Origin of the sequence: Ralstonia pickettii (genome assembly GCF_016466415.2) — a bacterium.
Lineage (GTDB): Bacteria > Pseudomonadota > Gammaproteobacteria > Burkholderiales > Burkholderiaceae > Ralstonia > Ralstonia pickettii.
Genome location: NZ_CP066772.2, coordinates 858067 through 875485 on the forward strand (window position 1 = coordinate 858067; position 17419 = coordinate 875485).

A 17419-nucleotide genomic window follows, 5' to 3' on the forward strand; every position below is an offset into this window, starting at 1 on the left:
GCGGCGCGCGTCGGGCTGGCCATCGGCCATTGGGGGGAGGGCCCCGCCATCATTTAGAATCGCTCACTTTGCCCGACCTCCCATGTGGTTCAAAAACCTCCAGCTTCATCGTCTGCCGGCACCCTGGGCCGTGACCCCTGACCAGCTTGAAAAGTGGCTGACACCCCACGCGTTTCAACCGGGCAACAGCGTAGAAAAGCAGACCTTCGGCTGGGCCTCGCCGCGTGACGACGGCGCGCTCGTGTATTCGAACAACGGGCAGATGCTGCTGGTATTCCGTGCCGAGAAGAAGCTGCTGCCCGCGTCCGTCATCAATCAGGTGACCAAGGCCCGGGCGCTTGAGCTGGAGGAGCAACAGGGCTTCAAGCCCGGCCGAAAGCAACTGCGCGAACTCAAGGAGCAGGTGACCGACGAACTGCTGCCGCGCGCCTTCAGCATTCGCCGCGATACGCGGGTGTGGATCGATACGGCAAATGGCTGGCTCGTGATCGATGCGGCTTCGCAGGCGGTTGCCGACGACGTGCGCGGCCTGCTCGTCAAGTCCATCGATCAATTGCCGCTCACCAGCGTGCACGTGAAGCATTCGCCTGTTGCGGCGATGACGGAGTGGCTGCTCTCCGGCGAGGCGCCCGGCGGCTTCACCGTCGACCAGGACGCCGAGCTGCGCTCGACGGGCGAGGGCGGCGCCACGGTGCGATACGTTGGCCACGCGCTCGAAGCGGAAGACATGCGTCGGCACATCGAAGCCGGCAAGCAGTGCATGCGTCTTGCCATGACGTGGGACGATCGCGTCTCGTTCGTGCTGACGCCGTCGCTCCTGATCAAGCGTGTGACGCCGCTCGACGTGATCAAGGAAGCCGAAGACCCCACCGCGCAGAACGACGACGAGCGCTTCGACTCCGATGTCGCGCTCATGACCGGCGAACTGGCGCGGATGCTGAGCGACCTGGTCGACAGCCTCGGCGGCGATCAGCTGGATGCCGTGCAACAGGCCAAGGCGGCCTGAGTTTCGTCAGCCGGCGTGAAGTTGCGCAGGAGTCGGTGCAGGTTGACGAGGCCGTATTGTCGTAACGTGAACGTTGCTCAGTCGGTCCGCCCGGCGCGCAGGTCGCTCTTGCGGATGAGCTGCAAGAGCGTCTCCGCAGGCTTGCTCAAGCACCGTGCCGACAACGTGATGAACTCGATGGCCGGCAGCGGCTGAGTTACGTCGACCACGGTACCGGGCCGGGCAAGCCATTCGAGCTGCCCTCGGAACAGCCTGACACCACGTCGGCCGGCTTCGCGGCGCTTGCCGGCAATCAGGTCGAGCGAGCCGTCTTCGATGCCTTCGTACGGCTTGCTGGTCATCCCCATCGTGACCTCGACGCATCAGGATGCCGGCAGCGGCAACAGTTTGTGTTCGATGGTGCAGATACTCGCCATCGGCTTGGGCGTATCGATCGGAGGGGGGCTTGTCAGCCTTTTCTCGGTCAAGCTTGGCGTGGCTGCGCCGGCGTATCGGCTGGCGTTCTTCACCATGGGCGTGGTGACCGAGTTTTTCGCGTTGATTTTCCGCAAGCTCGACGCGAAGCCCACGCCGTTGCGTACTAAGAACCTGGAGCCGAGGCTGTACAGGCACGCCAAGGATGCCGGCGCTTCATCCCGGGTACCTTCGAACGTGTAGCCGTCATGCGGGTTTATGTGTGTATGAATCTCCGCAAAACCGCTGGCAGGTTATCCGCGCATGCGCAAAAGATCGGCGTAAGAAATCAGTTTGCGTTTTCCTGTTCCGAGCGTCTTGCGCTTTGATGTCGAGCGAGCCGGTTTGCTGCGCTCGAACTTGGCCGCAGCACGTGCATCTTCCTTGGCATGCACGCTGGCGGACCTCGTTTCCGCCTTGACGCGTTCGGCTTCAAGTCGTGCGGCCACCCGCTCTTCGCGCGCAATCTCCTGCGCGGCCGAGAGGATTTCTGCTTTCAGTTGGTCACGTCGCTGTTTGGCTGCCACGCGGGCGGCCTGCAGTTGTTCCTTCCGTTGCCGGAGCCAGTCTTTCCGGCTCACCGGCGCTGGCCGCGCCTCTGCCGGCACACTCAGGCGCAAAGCCCGGCTGGCGGCAACTTTCTCGGCGTGGATCGGGCGGCGCGGATCGCGTTTCGCATCACTCATGGTGCGCAACGCTCCCCGGCGGCACCGCTGTGCCGCCGAGCACCAACCAGCAGGGGATGGCGGGTCATGACGTTCATTCTGCCAACCGTACCATAGGGCTCCATGTCCCGCAGGGGTGACGCCGGGCCATCAAGTTGCTGGGCGTGCGAATGCATGGCCCTACCGTGATTTCCATGCGGAATCCATGTCAGCAAGGCGGCGTTTCAGCCGGTGCGCCACGGCGGCTCATGCCATAGGGCGCCTGCCGGGCGCATGGCTTTTCCGCCGCCTGCAATACCGCATGTGCGTGAATACGCCACCAAATTGCATCGCCGTTGGCGCAAAATAGCGGTTTGGGCATTTTGCGCCCCTCGCACTCTTGGAGACGGTATGAACAACGTTGTCGAATCGGCTATTTCGATCGAGAAGCGCCCGAACCCTGTTCCGGCGGAAGAGCGGGCGCGCCTGCTGGAAAACCCCGCTTTCGGCCGCGTCTTCACGGATCACATGGCCACCATCCGCTACACCGAGGGCAAGGGCTGGCACGACGCCAAAATCGGCGCGCATGGCCCGATCCAATGCGATCCGTCCACGCTGGTGCTGCACTACGCGCAGGAAATCTTCGAGGGCATGAAGGCCTACCGCCTGCCGGACGGCGGCGGTGCGCTGTTCCGCCCGGAAGCCAATGCGCGCCGGTTCCAGAACTCCGCCAAGCGCCTGGCGATGCCCGCGCTGCCCGAAGACCTTTTCCTGCAGGCCGTGCGCGAGCTAGTCAAGCTCGATCGCGACTGGATTCCGTCGGGCCAGGGCTCGGCGCTGTACCTGCGCCCGTTCATGATCGCTACCGAAGTCGTCCTGGGCGTGAAGCCTTCGGCCGAATACCTGTTCTGCGTGATCGCGTGCCCGGTGGGCGCGTACTTCAAGGGCGATGCATCGTCGGGCGTCACCATCTGGGTGTCGGACAACTACACGCGCGCGGCACCGGGCGGTACGGGCGAGGCCAAGTGCGGCGGCAACTACGCCGCCAGCCTGGTCGCTCAAGCGGAGGCCACCCGCGAGGGCTGCGACCAGGTCGTCTTCCTCGACGCGGTGGAGCGCAAGTGGATCGAAGAGCTGGGCGGTATGAACGTGTTCTTCGTCTTCGATGACGGTTCGCTGCAAACGCCGCCGCTGACTGGCACGATCCTGCCGGGCATCACGCGCGATTCGTTGATCACGCTGGCGCGCGGCATGGGCCTGACCGTGCGCGAAGAGCCGTACTCCATCGACCAGTGGCAGGCCGACGCCCAAAGCGGCCGCCTGCGTGAAGCCTTTGCATGCGGCACCGCAGCGGTCGTCACGCCCATCGGCAAGGTCAAGGGCCACAAGCACAACTTCACCATCGGCGATGGCAAGGCGGGTGAGCTGACGACCAAGCTGAAGGCGGCGCTGGTCGATCTGCAGAACGGCCGCGCACCGGACCCGCATGGCTGGCTCGACCGCCTGTTCTGAACCGGGCATGGCCGAATCGCTTGCCGCGCCGTCCGTCGACGGCACCGAAGCCTGGATCACCACGCCCGATGGCCGTCTCCATGCCAGGCAATGGGGCGGCCCGGTCAACGATGCCGCCAAACCGCCCATCGTGCTGCTGCACGATTCGCTCGGCTGCGTCGCGCTGTGGCGTGATTTTCCGCAGCGTCTGGCGCACTCGACCGGGCATGCAGTCATCGCCTATGACCGGCTCGGCTTTGGCCAATCCGACGCATATCCCGGCCAGTTGGATCCGAGCTTCATTCAGCAGGAAGCGTACGGCGGCTTTGCCGCGCTGACGGACCAGCTTGGCGTGGACCGCTTCATCGTCTTCGGCCACAGCGTCGGTGGCGGCATGGCGGTGTCGATTGCGGCGGCCTATCCGGGCCGCTGCGCCGGCTTGATTACCGAGTCGGCGCAGGCGTTTGTGGAAGAGCAAACGCGCCAAGGCATCCGGATCGCCCAGGCGCAGTTTGCCGAGCCCGGCCAGATGGGCCGGCTCGAGCGGTACCACGGCAGCAAGGCGCAATGGGTGCTGGATGCGTGGGTGAACACGTGGCTGTCTCCGGCATTTGCGCACTGGTGCCTGGACGACGCGCTGCTTGCCGTGCGCAGCCCGGTACTGGCGCTGCACGGCACCGAAGACGAATACGGCTCCACCGCGCAGCCTGAGCGCATCGTCACGCTGGCTGGCGCGCCCGCTACGCTCAAGCTGGTGCAGCGCTGCGGGCACGTGCCGCATCGGGAGCAGGAAGCCGCTGTGCTCGCCGCCGTCAACGCCTTCCTGACCGCATCCGCTTGATCTGGGTTGTCCGCCGGGTGCCCGAGGTGCCCGGCATCAGCGGTTGTTTTGAGCCTCCGTTCAGGTGCGTCGCACCAAAATCGAACGACCGTTTTTAAATCATTCGTTTCAATCGCCTGCTTTTTTCCCGCCTTCAGAGGGCTGCCCGGCGGCCCGTTTGTTTGGAGTTTCGCGCCTAGTTTCCGGCGTTGGTCTCTCCTCCTGCTGCGCCTATAACGCAGATGTCGGGCACGACCCGGCGGCGCACGCATGTGCGTACACACGCCAAGCCACCCAGTGGGGCAAAACAGGAGGAAGACACATGGCAACACCCGGCATGGTCGCGTCCGTGGAATGGACCGACGGCAAGCGCTATCTCTGGATGCTCGGCGCACTGACCATCACGCTACCCATCGTCGCGGCCGTTTCGGCGCTGGCGACCGGCTGGCATCCGCTCTGGTGGGCGGGGCCATTCATCGTGTTCACGATCATCCCGTTGCTCGATTTCCTGATTGGCGACGACCCAGACAACCCGCCCGAAGACGTCGTCCCGACGCTGGAAAAACAGCGTTACTACCGCCGCATCGTCTACCTGGCGACCACCGTGCTTTACGTGAGCTTTGCCGTATCGATGTGGGTGCTGCGCACGAATGACCTGGTCTGGTACGACTACATTGCGTTCGCGTTTTCGGTGGGCGTGGTGACGGGCATCTCGATCAACACCGCGCATGAACTGGGCCACAAGACCGACGGCTTCGAGCGCTGGCTGGCCAAGATCACGCTTGCGCCCGTGGCGTATGGACACTTCTTTGTGGAACACAACCGCGGCCACCATGTACGGGTAGCCACGCCGGCAGACCCGGCAAGCGCCCGCTATGGCGAGTCGTTCTGGGAGTTCCTGCCGCGTACGGTGGTGGGCAGCGTCAAATCGGCGTGGGCGTTGGAGAAACGTCGGCTGGAGCAGCAGGGCCACTCGGTCTGGTCCTGGCGTAACGATGTGCTCAACGCCTGGGCGATGACGGTGGTGCTGTGGGGTGTGTGCATCGCGTTTGTCGGGCTCAAGGCGGTGCCGTTCCTGATCATCCAGGCCGTTTACGGGGCGTCGCTGCTGGAGGTGGTGAACTACCTCGAGCACTACGGCCTGTGCCGCCAGCAATTGCCCAGCGGCCGCTACGAACGGTGCACGCCGCAGCATTCGTGGAACAGCAACCACGTGGTCACGAACCTGTTCCTGTATCAACTGCAGCGGCATGCCGATCACCACGCCAACCCGACGCGGTCTTTCCAGGCGTTGCGGCATTTCGAGCATTCGCCGCAATTGCCCGCCGGCTATGCGGCGATGATCCTGATCGCCTATGTGCCGCCGCTGTGGTTCCGGGTGATGAACCCGCGCGTGGTGGCGCACTACAACGGCAACATGTCGCTGGCAAATATCAAGCCGTCGATTCGCGACAAGGTGCTCGCGCAGTATCCAGCGCGCGCCTGACTTGCCGGCCTAGCGCCGCGCCACCAGATACTGCACACCCTGCGCGCCGTACCGCTCGGTGTGCGGTGCATTGGCCGCCAGATGAAACGTGTCGCCGGGCCGGTAGACGCGCTCCGCGCCTTCTGCGCGGATGTGAATTTCGCCGGCCAGGATGAGCGCTTTCGCCTCAAACGGGTGCGTGTGCGTGTCCAGCTCGCCCGGCTCTCGCGTCACCAGAACAAACTCCGTAAAGCCTTCCGCTCTTAGTGCGCTGACGAATGCGTCGCGGTCCATTGGCGTGTCTCCGTGTTGTGATGCGTGCCCCGTTTCACCATAAGCGCAGGGCGCAGAAATAAAAAGACGGCCCGGAGGCCGTCGGAAATTCGGCTGTGGGGAAGCCAAATACAACATTGGCAAGTATCTGACTATCGATATTGGAAATCTAATTGATCTTTGTTATGGCGGCGATAGGGCGCCGTGTGGCGCAGAATGTCGAGGCGCCACCGAGTTCCCGGACCTGCCATGAACGCCATCACGCCTCTCGCCTTGCTTGAACCCGCTCCAGTCAGCCTGCGCTCCAGCGACGGGCTTGGTTGGAACGACTTTGCCGCAACGCTGCTCGGGATCCGCGCCGGCGCGTACCGGGTGCCGGCCATGGCGCAGCACCGGGTCAACGTGCATGTCGGCCCGCCTGTGCGGATGAATTGCGTATGCGATGGCCGCCGCTATTCACGCATCCAGGCACACGGCGATGCGGACGTGATTCCCGCAGGCGTGCCCGGCATGTGGACGGACGATGCCGACTGCCGGATTCTGCGGATCGCCATCAGCGACAGGTTTGTACGCAGCATCGCCGAACAGATTGGCGTGCGAGCCGACATCACGCCGCGTCTGCAATGGCGCGATGCACGCGTGCGTCATCTTGCCGCAGCGTTGGGGGCTGAGCTGCAAGCGGAGGACACCTCCGACGCGTTATATGCAGAGGGTCTGTGCACGGCGTTGGTCGTTCGTCTGCTCAGCAGCAGTCGGGATGGTGCCGCCGGGGTGGCCGACCGCGCCGGCACGTTGGCGCCTCGCGTGGCTACGCGCGTGATCGACTACATCGAAGCCCATCTGCATGCGCGCCTGACGCTGGCTGAACTGGCCGCGCAGGCCGGCTTAAGCGTGCCCCATTTCAATGTGCTGTTTCGTGCAACGCTGGGCGTGCCGGCGCATCGCTACGTCGTGCAGCGCCGGGTGGCGCGCGCAAAAGCGTTGCTGTTGGAAGGCCGTCGCAGTGCGTCGCAGATTGCGCTAGACGTGGGCTTTGCGCACCAGAGCCATATGACGCAGTGGATGCAGCGGTTGCTCGGCGTCACGCCCCGTGACGTCATCCGCGCCGGCAAGGCATTGGCCGCGACCGCGGATACGCCGGCTGGTTAGTCAATCCACCGGATCTGCCAAATTCCTCTGTTCCTGCAAGTTTGGTTTGCGGGCCCGCTCTAAGCTCGTGCCTCCCACTTGAGAGGAGCACGAACATGTTTGTCATCTTTGGGGCATCGGGCAAAGTCGGACACGCGACCGCCGTAGCGCTGCGCAATGCGGGGCGGCCTGTGCGGGCGGTCGTGCGCAGTGCGCGGCAAGGCGAAGCGCTGGCCAAGATCGGCTGCGAGATTGCAATCGCCGATCTGACCGATCCGGCCTCCGTTGCTTCCGCCATCAAGGGCGCGACGGCTGTGCAGATGTTGTGTCCAGTGCCGGTGGGCGACATCGATCCGGCCTCGACCATGGAACGCATGATCGACGTGGCCGCCCATGCGCTGCGTGCCGACCCGCCGCCCGCGGTGCTGGCCCTGTCGGATTACGGCGCTGAGCTGGAGCGGGGTACCGGTCTGACGCGGCTGTTTCATCTGCTCGAAGAGCGGCTCAAGCCGCTTGCGACGCAGCTGACACTGCTGCGTTCAGCGGAGCACGCGCAGAACTGGGCGGCGATGCTGCCCGTCATGCTGGCAACCGGGCGGCTGCCCAGCCTGCACCAGCCGCTCGATCGCGCTTTTGCGACCGTCGCGACGCAGGACGTCGGCAAGCTGGCCGCCGAACTGCTGCTGGAAGGGCCATCGGCCAAAACGCCGCGCGTCATCAGCGTGGAAGGGCCGCGCCGCGTGAGCCTTGTCGACGTGGCACGCGCATTCAGCGCCGTCGTCGGCCGCGAGATTGTTGCCGAAGCCGTGCCGCGCACCGCGTGGGCGCCGATGCTGCAACGCGCCGGTCTGAGCACGAACCACGTGCAGCTCATCACCGAGCTGTACGACGCGGTCAATGCTGGACAGATCGATGTCGAGAAAGGCATTTCAGAGCAGCGTTTTGGCAAGACCGAGCTGCACGATGTGTTTGCCGCGATGCTGGCGGCGCATGTGAAATCGAGGTAATGGGGCGAAACCGACGGGCGCAAATGCGAATGCCTCTTATGCGGATTTCTATCTGCGCCCGCCGGTTATTCGCACACGACGCCATCGCCTCACTATGATCTCGGGATTGCTCTGGAGGTCATCATGGCGGTTGCACACGTTGCACGCGCGATTGGAACGGCGGTTGTGTTTTCGGCACTGGCGCTGCCGGCGCATGCGGTGCTGCCCGATGAGATCCAGGTCTATACCGGTGACATCAACGCGCCGGGCGAGTTTGGGCTGGAGCTGCACGTCAACACCACGCCCAGCGGCATCGGCACGCCAAGCTATCCAGGCGAAGTCACGACACCGCACGGCTGGCGTGCCACGGCGGAGTTCTCGTATGGCCTGACGCCCTCGCTGGAGCTGGGGCTCTATGTGCCGACCACGCTCACGCGCGAGAACACGTTCTACGTGACAGGCCCGAAGGTGCGGGTGAAATGGATGCCCGTGCGCCCGGTTGATGGCGTAGGGAACTTTGCAGGCATCAATGTCGAACTTGCCCACGTGGCAGGCCGCTTTGAGGCATCCCAGAACGCGGCAGAACTGCGACCCATCTATGGGTATCAGAACGACCGCTGGCTTTGGGCAGTCAACCCGGTGCTCGATTGGAATCTCTCGGGGGACGGGCGCAGCGGCGTGCCGGAGGCCGCGCCCAGTTTCAAGATTGCACGGACGGTTGCGACAGGGGTGCGCGCCGGCACGGAGTATTACGCCGGGCTTGGCCCCATCAACCACATCGCGCCTTTGCATGAACAACAGCACACGGTGTTCCTGGCGTTCGACGTGGACCGCAAGCCGTTCGTCTTCAACTTTGGCATCGGCCGCGGCCTGACACGCGCCTCAGACCGCTGGACGCTGAAGTGGATTTTCGAGATTCCGCTGAGCTGATCCCTGGCCGCTGAGCCGCGCAACGCCTATGCTTGCCAGCAGCCGATTGCGCCCGGTCCGCCAAGGAGGCCGCCATGACGATCGATTTGCGCCTTGCTCTGGCGATGCTGTTGCTGGCGTGTGCGGCGCACGCGGAAGACGACCTGCAAAACCGCGGTCACGATCCGTTCTTCCAGATTTCCTCCGGCGTCGCCAACTGCCCTGAGCCTGCCGGCCCGCGCATCACCGAAGCCGAATGGAAGCGCGACTCACACCACCGCATCGAGCACGGCAACCATTGCTGGGTCGAAGGCCGGTGCCGCCTGCCCAACGCGTTCTCTTACGACGACGAAATTGCCGAGACGGCCAAGCGGCGTCTGCAATGGATGTCCATTCACGTGCCGGGGTGGAAGCAGAACACCACGCTGTGGCTGACGATATGGCAGCGCTGGGTGTTGGTGCAGGGCTGCTTGGCGCCGGGCTATGCATTGACGCCATTCATGACCGCGTTGCGCGATGTGCCCGATGTCGAGCGCTTCATCAACGAGACGACGGCACACCCGGAGCGGGGCGTGCCGTATGCGGTGTTCCGCAAGGGCGCGGTTGCCAAGCCTTGACACTAGGTCGCCTGACTTCCTGACGTACCGGCTTAGGGTTTGTGTTTCTGGTAGGTACCGACGAGCTCGGCTTCAGCCAGCACGTGGCCACGCATGGCGCGCTCCAGTTCGGCCTTGGTGGGTGCGCCAAGCTCCGGTAGTTCCACGTTCAGCGCGTAAAGCTTGTGATAGTAGCGATGACGCCCAATGGGCGGGCAGGGGCCGCCGTAAGCGGTGCGCTGCCAGTCGTTGTTGCCGGGGCGAGCACCCGGAGGCAGTCCCTTGCGTGATGCATCTTCTGCCAGCGAAGTGGTGCCGGGCGGGATGTTGTAGAGCACCCAGTGGACCCACGTCATCTTGGGGGCCGCGGGGTCGGGCGCGTCGGGGTCATCGACGATCAGCGCCAGGCTGCGTGTGCCTGCCGGAGCGCCGGTCCACGCGAGCGGCGGCGATGTGTCCGCGCCTTCACATGTCAGGCGGCTGGGGATTTCGCCGCCAGCGGCAAAGGCCGGAGAGGTCAAGGCGAGCGTCATGGCGTGCCTCACTTGAGCGGAGATGGAGGAACCACACAGCACGGTTGCCAGCAGTGACGCCCTGCCCAGCATTCGGATCATTCGGCGGTATGCAGGCGGCATGTGCGAGGTCCCGGTCGGCGAGAGCGCATCCAGTCGAACGCGCTCCTGACTCCTTTCAAGCTAGTGCGCGGCGCCGGGGCAGACAAGGATTGCCGCCGCCGCGGCACCCATTGCCTTCAGGCGAACCACCCCAGCGCCAACGCAGTCGCGGCCGGCACCGTCTGCACAAAGAAAATTCGTTTGTTGACCGTGACGGCGCCCCAGATGCCGGCCACCGCCACGCAGATCAGACTGAACAGCGCAAACGCGGCGTTGATGGCGGGGTCTGGTGCGATCAGCCCAATGACCAGTGCGGCTACCAGAAAGCCGTTGTACAGCCCCTGGTTGGACGCCATGGCGGCGGTTTCGGCGGCTTTTTCCGGCGTGATGCGGAATACCTTGGGGCCGCGCGTCTTCCACAGCACCATCTCGAGTACGACGATGTAGACGTGGATCAGCAGCACCAGCAGGTAGGCGATGAGGCCGAGGGTTTTGATCATGGGAGGCAATCAGGGTATGAACGTGCCGCCATGATAGAGACTTTGTGCCGCGTATCGGCTCCCTGATGGAGGGGTATCGGCAGGGCTAAGGCGCACGCAGCCCGTTCCCCGCCGACGCGCCGCCTGCAAATTTCATCTGGCAGGACTATGCTGTGCGTTTTCGTTCCAGGCAGAGGAGCCATCGCATGACCGCATCGCAAGGATCCATGATTACGTTCAAACGCCCGGATGGGCAGGAACTCCAGGGCTATCTGGCCAAGCCGGCCAAGGCAGAGGGCGCCCCGGGCATTGTCGTCATCCAGGAGTGGTGGGGCCTGAATGACCAGATTCGCGGCGTGGCCGATCGCCTCGCGCGCGCGGGCTACGTGGCGCTGGTGCCCGATCTCTATCGCGGCACCATGACGGTGGAAGAAGAGGAAGCGCACCACCTGATGACCAACCTCAACTTTGGCGACGCGGCCACGCAGGATGTGCGCGGCGCCGTGCAATACCTCAAGCAGACCTGCGCCCGCGTGGGCGTGACGGGTTACTGCATGGGCGGCGCGCTGACGCTCCTGACGCTGAGCAACGTGCCGGAAGCGGATGCCGGCGTGGTCTGGTACGGCTACCCTCCGCTGGAATACATCGACGCCTCGAAGATCAAGGTGCCGGTGCAGGGCCACTGGGGCACGCAGGACACCGCCTTCAAGATCGAGGGCGTCGATGCGCTGGAGAAGAAGCTCGTCGATGCCGGCGTCGATGTCGACTTCCACCGCTATCTCGCGCATCACGCCTTCGCCAATGAAACGGCCGTGGGCGAGAACCGCATCGCCATCACGCAATACGACCCGGTGTGGGCCGAACATGCGTGGGACCGCGCGCTGACGTTCTTCGGCCGCACGCTGTGGTCGCGTCAGGGGTAAGCGCACGCAGGACGGCGGGATTGGCGGTACGGCGCGCTCACGAAATGCTGCAATTTCGCATGTGGGCTGCGCCGGTGCCGCCGCTATAATTCACGGCGCTGCCGCACCAACGGCAGCTGGGTTTAGCAGCCTATTCTTACCGTATGGCCGGACGGCCGCCTCGTGCGGCTTTTTTACGTCCGTGCTCGCGCACGCTTGTACCACGGCGGGCCGGGCAGGGGACCTTCGGGTCGCCGGCGTCCTACGGGCCGGTCTGCTAACCCTGTCGTCGGGCCCGCCACCCTCGTTTAGCAGCGATTAGTCGGGCCTTTTGCTATCCGTAGGAGGCTCCATGACTGTTGTGTTCGGCGGGCGTCGCCCCGCGTCTTTTCCTTCGCCACCTTGGCTGCGCCCCGTTCCGTTGCGAACCGGAGGCCGCCAATGACACTCACCAAACGCCGTGTCTACCTTGACGGTGCGCTGGAAGCGCGCGCCTTCCTCTGCCGAACGCAGGCCTATGTGCGCGAGTTCGGACAGCATCGGCCGCGCCTGTTGCGGCAGCAACTGATGCTGTACACGGGCACCGCATATCCGCCCGCCTTTGCGCGCGGGTTTGTCGACATGATCGGCGCATACCTGTCACTGGCACTCGAGCGCAGCGATATCGACCCAGCCACGTGGGAACTGATGGCCGAGGTCGAACGGTTGCGTTAGATGCCCTGCGGCGGCGCGGGCAATCAGTTGCCCAGAATGCGCCGCGCCGCCCGATCGCCCCACCACGCCGCTTCTTCAAAGACGGAATAGCCGGACAGGTCTGCATGCGCGTAGTGGATCGGCCCGGCGCTTTCACGCAGGCGCGCAATGCCGGGTCTGGAGAGAAAGCCCGGTGTGGGAATCGCCATCGCATGGCCGCGCAGCGTCAGGTCGGCCCGGCGGATCTGTGTGCGCAGCCGGATGCCGTACACCGTATCGAGATCGGCCAGCGCGCGATCGAGCAGTGCTTGCGGCGATGCCTTCAGCAGCCATTCACGCGCCGCCTTGGTTGTCATGTCCGACAGCGCCACGTAGGCCGTGAACACGCTCTGCGCGGGCGGCCCGACGCGAATGTCCTGGTGATTGGCGACCACATAACCCAGGCCCGTGCCGCGATAGACCACGTTGTCCCACGCCAGCGGCGTGTCGTCGTGTTCGGGCGGAAAACCGTCGATGAGCAGGTTGGCGAGCAGCCACGGTGCGGTTTCGGGCAACTCGGCGGCGGGCACGTCAAAGCCGTCGACGATGTGTTTGGCCACGTGCAGCGGCATCGCGCTGACCACGTGATCGGCTAGCAGGCGCACGACGCGGCCATCCGCTTGCAGCACATCGGCAAAGACACGTGCGCCGGCCTCGTTTGTCGTGCCGATGCGCGCGGCGCTGCCCGGCAGCAAACGGCCCGGTTCGTCCAATCCGGCGGCTTCGAACAGCCGCTTGGCCATCCAGTCCAGCCCTTCGGCCCAGGTGAGCACGGTGCCTTGTTCCGCATTGCTTGCCATGCCGCCGCGGCTGGCGAAATAGGCGATGCCGGCCCAGGCGGAAACATGATCCGCCGTGGCGCCGTAATCGTCGCGGCAACAGTAGTCGGCATACCAGTGCAGCGTGGCGGCGCGGTAGCCCTCGCGGTGCAGCCAGTCGCGGAAGGTGAGTGCATCGAGCGCGCGCCACGCTGGGTCTGCGGACGAGAGCGCCGTCGGCACGGCAAAGACGCGGCGGCCGTCGGCGCCGGTGGTCTGGCGCAGCCGGTCGATTTGAGCGAAGAACCGTGTGTGCTCGGCACGTTCCGCCTCGGAAATGCCCTCGTGCGGCACGAAGCCGTCTTGCCAGCGATTTCCGAGCCACAGGCGTTCATCAGGCGCATGAACGAGCACGCGTTCGTCGTACGTCGGGCGCAGCGCAAATGGGTTGCGCTCGATCACGCCAAAATCGGCCAGCATCTCGCGGACATGCGTCGATTCCATCGACGGCAGCGGCAGGTAATGCGCACCGGTCGGGAAGCGCTGCGTACCGAAGGCGCCGCCAGCCGCATTGCCATAGCGCTCCGGGCCTTCTACGACCACAATGTCGTGCCGCCCGCTTTTTGCGAGCCGCCACGCACAGCTCAACCCGCCGACGCCGCTGCCGCAAATGGCAACGCCCACGCGCCGCGTTTCCGATGGTCGCGGCAGCGCGCGCAGGTCGCGCAGCCGATGGCCCGCAGCCTGACCGGGCATGCGCACGTTGGGCGTGATTTCAGTAAAGGCGCGAAAGCTCCCCCACGAAGCGGCACCCGCCGCGGCTACACCGGCAGCGGCTGCACCCACAAGAAAGCTGCGTCGCGTTGCCATCAGCGCAGCACGCCGTGCCAGTCTTCTTCGAAATACCGCACCAGCGATTGGTTGTTCAGCCGGTTCGGTTCCACCTGCGGGCGCGGCATGTCGGGCGCGAAGCTGAACATCTGGTGCGTGGTGTCGGCGTCCAGGAAGCGCGTCGGCACGCGGTACGACGTAGGCGGTTTGAAATCCGCGCGGCCCGGTGCGGCCAGGATGAAGCCCCATTCGCCAAAGGATGGCACCAGCGCGTGGTACGGCCACGTGCGGTAACCGGCTTCCTTCAGCGTCGCATCCACGCACCAGTACGAACGCGGCGCGAAATAGGGCGACGTGGCTTGAATGACAACCAGGCCCGTATCCGCCACATGGCGCGACAGCAGCCGGTAGAACGGCACCGAATACAGTTTGCCGATGCTGAAGTTGGACGGGTCCGGAAAATCGACGATGGCCACGTCGAACATGTCGGTGGCGGTTTGCATCCATTGCGCCGCATCGGCGTTGACCACTGTCACGCGTGGGTCGCTGAACGCATGCTGGTTAAGCGCGACCAGTGCCTCGGCGTGCGAGAACAGGTTCGTCATGCGCGGGTCCAGGTCGACCAGCGTGACGTGCTCCACCTGCGGGTACTTCAGGATCTGCCGCAGCGCGAGGCCGTCGCCGCCGCCCAGCACCAGCACGCGCCGCGCACCGCGCACCGATTCCAGCGCAGGCAGTACCAGCGCCTCGTGATAGCGATATTCGTCGCGCGAGGAAAACTGCAGATTGCCATTGATATACAGGCGCAGGTCGTCTTTCCAGCGCGTCACCACCAGCCGTTGATACGGCGAGGAAATCGCATGGATGATCTCGTCCCCAAAGAGCGCGCGTTCCGACCAATGCGTAAGCTTGTCCGATGCGCCAAAGCCCGCCAGCAATGCCGCTGCCACTGCGCCTGCGCGCCACGCCATCGCCGTACGCATGCGGGCCGTGAGCGCCAGCTCGGCGCGGAAGTGCCAGAGCGTCCAGACCGCAATCGCAGTATTGAACAGTCCGAACAGGAAACCGGTGCGCACCAGCCCGAGGCGCGGCGCCAGCACCAGCGGAAACAGCAGCGACACCGCCAGCGCGCCGAGGTAGTCGAACGTCAGCACGCGGCTGACGAGATCGGAAAACTTGGCCTGCCGCCGATGCAGCATGCGCATCACCAGCGGGATCTCCATGCCGACCAGCACGCCGATCACCGTGACCAGCGCGTACAGCACCAGCCGGAACGGCGCCGATTCCAGAGCAAACAACGCAAACAGCGCAGCGGCCGACACGCCGCCAAACAGGCCGACCAGCAATTCCAGATCGACAAAGCGGGCGAGCAGCGCGTCGTCCGCCACGTAGCGCGAGAGCCATGAGCCGATGCCCATGGCAAACAGATAGGCGCCGATGATGGAAGAGAACTGCAGGATGGAATCGCCCAGCAGATACGAAGCCAATGCCCCGGCAATCAATTCGTACGCGAGCCCGCACGAGGCCACCACGAAAACGGCGAGGACCAGCAGGGCATTGCTGCGGCCGGCAGGCTGCGTGGGTTCGTATGTGGCGTCAGGCTGCGGCGTCGACATGCTGCGAAGGTGGAAAATGAACGGTCGTTAACAAACGGCGGATGCCGAGGCGAGCGCGATTGTGCCGCCTTTTTTCCCAGCCTGCGAGTCGGCTGCTGCATGGCTGCATCGGGGGGTACGCAAGCGGCGAATCAGCCGCTATAGTGGCGCCACCTATGTACTGCACGGCCCCTTCCCATGCCTGACATGACCGCTTCCGTGATCGCCTATGCCTCGCACCTGCTGGCGGGCGCCGTGGTGTTTTCCGGTTTCTTCTTCGTCTACCTGCGCCTGACGCCGTATGACGAGTTCAAGCTGATCCGCGAAGGCAATATCGCGGCGGCGCTGTCGCTGGCCGGGGCGCTGCTAGGGTTCGTGCTGACCATCGCGTCGAGCATCACGCATGCCGATGGCCTGGTGCCGTTCCTGTTCTGGGCGGTGATGGCGTCGGTGGTGCAACTGATCGTCTTCCTGGTGCTCACGCGGCTGATGCCGGATTACCGCCTGCAGATCGAGCACAACAACATCGCCGCCGGTATGCTGTTTGGCGTGAGCGCGCTGGCCGTTGGCGTGATCAACGCGGCGTGCCTGTCCTGACCTTTGTCCTGATTGTTCCTGCCCCGCGAATCATCGCGAAGGAGTTTGCTGTGAGCCTGTCCAGTTTCATCAAAAAGCAGTTCATCGACATCCTGCAATGGACGGAGAGCGAGGACGGCGTGCTCGCCTGGCGCTATCCAATGCAGGACATGGAAATCCAGAACGGCGGCACCCTGGTCGTGCGCGACTCGCAGATGGCGATGTTCGTCAACGAAGGCCAGATCGCCGACGTGTTCAGCGCCGGCACCTTCAAGCTGACCACGCAGACGCTGCCCGTTCTCACGTACCTGAAGAACTGGGACAAGCTGTTCGAGTCCCCCTTCAAGTCCGACGTCTACTACTTCAGCACGCGCCAGCAACTCGGCCGCCGCTGGGGCACGCCGCAGCCCGTGACGGTGCGCGACAAGGATTTCGGCATGATCCGTCTGCGCGCCTTTGGCGTGTACGCCTACCACGTGGCCGACCCGAAGCTGTTCTACCAGCAGGTGAGCGGCACGCGCGACATCTACACCGTGGATGACGTCGAGGCACAGCTGGGCCCCGTCATCATGGGCGCGATGGCGACCGCGTTTGGCGAATCCGGCGTGCCGTTCCTGGACTTGGCCGCCAACCAGATGCTGATGTCGAACAAGGTGCGCGAGGCGCTGCTGCCGCAGTTCACGCAGTACGGTCTGGCGCTCGACAGCTTCCAGGTGTCCAGCGTCACGCTGCCGGACGAACTGCAGGCCGCACTGGATCGCCGCATCAGCATGGACATGACCGGCGACATGCAGCGCTTCACGCAATATCAGACGGCCGAATCGCTGCCGCTGGCGGCACGCAACGAAGGCGGCATCGCCGGTACGGGTGCGGGTTTGGCGGCAGGGCTGGCAATGGGCCAGGCGATGGCCGACAGCCTGCGTACCGCTGTGCAGGGCAACCCTGGCGGTGCGGCAGCTCCTGCAGCGCAATCTGCCGCCGCCGTCCCAGCTGCTCCGGCAACTGACGACCCCTCGGCACGCCTGGCCAAGCTCAAGGAACTGCTCGACAAGGGCCTCATCACGCAAGCGGACTTTGATGCCGGCAAGGCTGCCGTGCTGAAGGCGCTGACCGGAGGCTGACCCTCGGCCCCGCTGATCGGATGACCGGGCGGCACCGCAA

At 64.7% G+C, this 17419-nt stretch carries 19 protein-coding genes and 1 pseudogene; 13 read left to right on the top strand and 7 right to left on the bottom strand.

The genetic code is table 11. The annotated features are described in order from the left end of the window. Positions 1-82 precede the first annotated feature (82 nt). On the top strand, positions 83-1006 hold the full coding sequence (locus RP6297_RS20130) for a recombination-associated protein RdgC (RefSeq protein WP_009240515.1): 924 nt from the start codon (positions 83-85) through the stop codon (positions 1004-1006). Between the two features lie 77 nt (positions 1007-1083). Here RP6297_RS20130 and RP6297_RS20135 read toward each other — a convergent pair whose 3' ends face one another. Then, positions 1084-1353, bottom strand: a complete 270-nt coding sequence (locus RP6297_RS20135) for a hypothetical protein (RefSeq protein ID WP_009240516.1) — start codon at positions 1351-1353, stop codon at positions 1084-1086. 10 nt (positions 1354-1363) lie between these two features. Between RP6297_RS20135 and RP6297_RS20140 the strand changes: the two are divergent. Then, positions 1364-1663: pseudogene (locus RP6297_RS20140) on the top strand (hypothetical protein); the annotation flags it as partial. 50 nt (positions 1664-1713) lie between these two features. Here the strand turns inward: RP6297_RS20140 and RP6297_RS20145 are convergent. Then, complete coding sequence (locus RP6297_RS20145) at positions 1714-2145, bottom strand: hypothetical protein (protein WP_009240518.1); 432 nt, start codon at positions 2143-2145, stop codon at positions 1714-1716. A 369-nt stretch (positions 2146-2514) separates the two neighbouring features. Here RP6297_RS20145 and RP6297_RS20150 point away from each other — a divergent pair, with 369 nt between their 5' ends. From RP6297_RS20150 to RP6297_RS20160, 3 genes are all read left to right on the top strand, one after another. Further along, positions 2515-3615 carry a branched-chain amino acid aminotransferase gene (locus tag RP6297_RS20150; RefSeq protein ID WP_004627649.1) on the top strand — a complete coding sequence of 367 codons (1101 nt, stop codon included), beginning with the start codon at positions 2515-2517 and terminating at the stop codon, positions 3613-3615. Between the two features lie 7 nt (positions 3616-3622). Further along, on the top strand, positions 3623-4435 hold the full coding sequence (locus tag RP6297_RS20155; RefSeq protein WP_009276977.1) for an alpha/beta fold hydrolase: 813 nt from the start codon (positions 3623-3625) through the stop codon (positions 4433-4435). A gap of 301 nt (positions 4436-4736) precedes the next feature. Then, the gene (locus tag RP6297_RS20160) at positions 4737-5900 is read left to right on the top strand and encodes an alkane 1-monooxygenase (protein WP_009240520.1); all 1164 of its coding nucleotides are present in this window, start codon (positions 4737-4739) and stop codon (positions 5898-5900) included. Positions 5901-5909: 9 nt separating this feature from the next. Here RP6297_RS20160 and RP6297_RS20165 read toward each other — a convergent pair whose 3' ends face one another. Then, positions 5910-6173 carry a cupin domain-containing protein gene (locus tag RP6297_RS20165; protein ID WP_004627644.1) on the bottom strand — a complete coding sequence of 88 codons (264 nt, stop codon included), beginning with the start codon at positions 6171-6173 and terminating at the stop codon, positions 5910-5912. A gap of 228 nt (positions 6174-6401) precedes the next feature. Between RP6297_RS20165 and RP6297_RS20170 the strand changes: the two genes are divergently transcribed. The 4 genes from RP6297_RS20170 to RP6297_RS20185 all read left to right on the top strand — a co-directional run bounded on the left by RP6297_RS20170 (position 6402) and on the right by RP6297_RS20185 (position 9792). Next, entirely contained in the window at positions 6402-7301 is a 900-nt protein-coding gene (locus RP6297_RS20170; protein ID WP_009240521.1) for a helix-turn-helix domain-containing protein, read from the top strand. 95 nt (positions 7302-7396) lie between these two features. Beyond that, positions 7397-8287: an NmrA family NAD(P)-binding protein gene (locus RP6297_RS20175; RefSeq protein ID WP_009240522.1), complete on the top strand. Its 891-nt coding sequence runs from the start codon at positions 7397-7399 to the stop codon at positions 8285-8287. 123 nt (positions 8288-8410) lie between these two features. Further along, entirely contained in the window at positions 8411-9196 is a 786-nt protein-coding gene (locus RP6297_RS20180; protein ID WP_009240523.1) for a hypothetical protein, read from the top strand. A gap of 74 nt (positions 9197-9270) precedes the next feature. Continuing rightward, positions 9271-9792 (top strand): hypothetical protein, encoded by a 522-nt coding sequence (locus RP6297_RS20185; RefSeq protein WP_009240524.1) that lies wholly within the window; start codon positions 9271-9273, stop codon positions 9790-9792. Positions 9793-9824: 32 nt separating this feature from the next. On the opposite strand, the gene RP6297_RS20190 is transcribed toward RP6297_RS20185, so the two are convergent. Further along, positions 9825-10304, bottom strand: a complete 480-nt coding sequence (locus RP6297_RS20190; RefSeq protein ID WP_004627634.1) for a YbhB/YbcL family Raf kinase inhibitor-like protein — start codon at positions 10302-10304, stop codon at positions 9825-9827. A 218-nt stretch (positions 10305-10522) separates the two neighbouring features. Then, positions 10523-10885, bottom strand: coding sequence for a DUF1304 domain-containing protein (locus tag RP6297_RS20195; protein WP_009240525.1), 363 nt, complete (start codon positions 10883-10885; stop codon positions 10523-10525). Between the two features lie 185 nt (positions 10886-11070). On the opposite strand from RP6297_RS20195, the gene RP6297_RS20200 reads away from it, so the two are divergent. Continuing rightward, positions 11071-11787 (top strand): dienelactone hydrolase family protein, encoded by a 717-nt coding sequence (locus tag RP6297_RS20200; protein ID WP_009240526.1) that lies wholly within the window; start codon positions 11071-11073, stop codon positions 11785-11787. A 420-nt stretch (positions 11788-12207) separates the two neighbouring features. After that, positions 12208-12480 carry a hypothetical protein gene (locus RP6297_RS20205; RefSeq protein WP_009240527.1) on the top strand — a complete coding sequence of 91 codons (273 nt, stop codon included), beginning with the start codon at positions 12208-12210 and terminating at the stop codon, positions 12478-12480. Between the two features lie 23 nt (positions 12481-12503). Here the strand turns inward: RP6297_RS20205 and RP6297_RS20210 are convergent, their stop codons facing one another. Together RP6297_RS20210 and RP6297_RS20215 are read right to left on the bottom strand one after the other, a co-directional pair. Continuing rightward, on the bottom strand, positions 12504-14126 hold the full coding sequence (locus RP6297_RS20210) for an NAD(P)-binding protein (protein WP_009240528.1): 1623 nt from the start codon (positions 14124-14126) through the stop codon (positions 12504-12506). Continuing rightward, complete coding sequence (locus tag RP6297_RS20215; protein ID WP_009240529.1) at positions 14126-15703, bottom strand: polyamine aminopropyltransferase; 1578 nt, start codon at positions 15701-15703, stop codon at positions 14126-14128. Before RP6297_RS20215 ends, RP6297_RS20210 begins: the two co-directional genes overlap by 1 nt. A gap of 177 nt (positions 15704-15880) precedes the next feature. Here RP6297_RS20215 and RP6297_RS20220 point away from each other — a divergent pair, with 177 nt between their 5' ends. After that, entirely contained in the window at positions 15881-16279 is a 399-nt protein-coding gene (locus tag RP6297_RS20220) for a DUF350 domain-containing protein (protein WP_009240530.1), read from the top strand. A 50-nt stretch (positions 16280-16329) separates the two neighbouring features. Further along, positions 16330-17379, top strand: a complete 1050-nt coding sequence (locus RP6297_RS20225; RefSeq protein ID WP_009240531.1) for an SPFH domain-containing protein — start codon at positions 16330-16332, stop codon at positions 17377-17379. Positions 17380-17419: the final 40 nt, after the last annotated feature.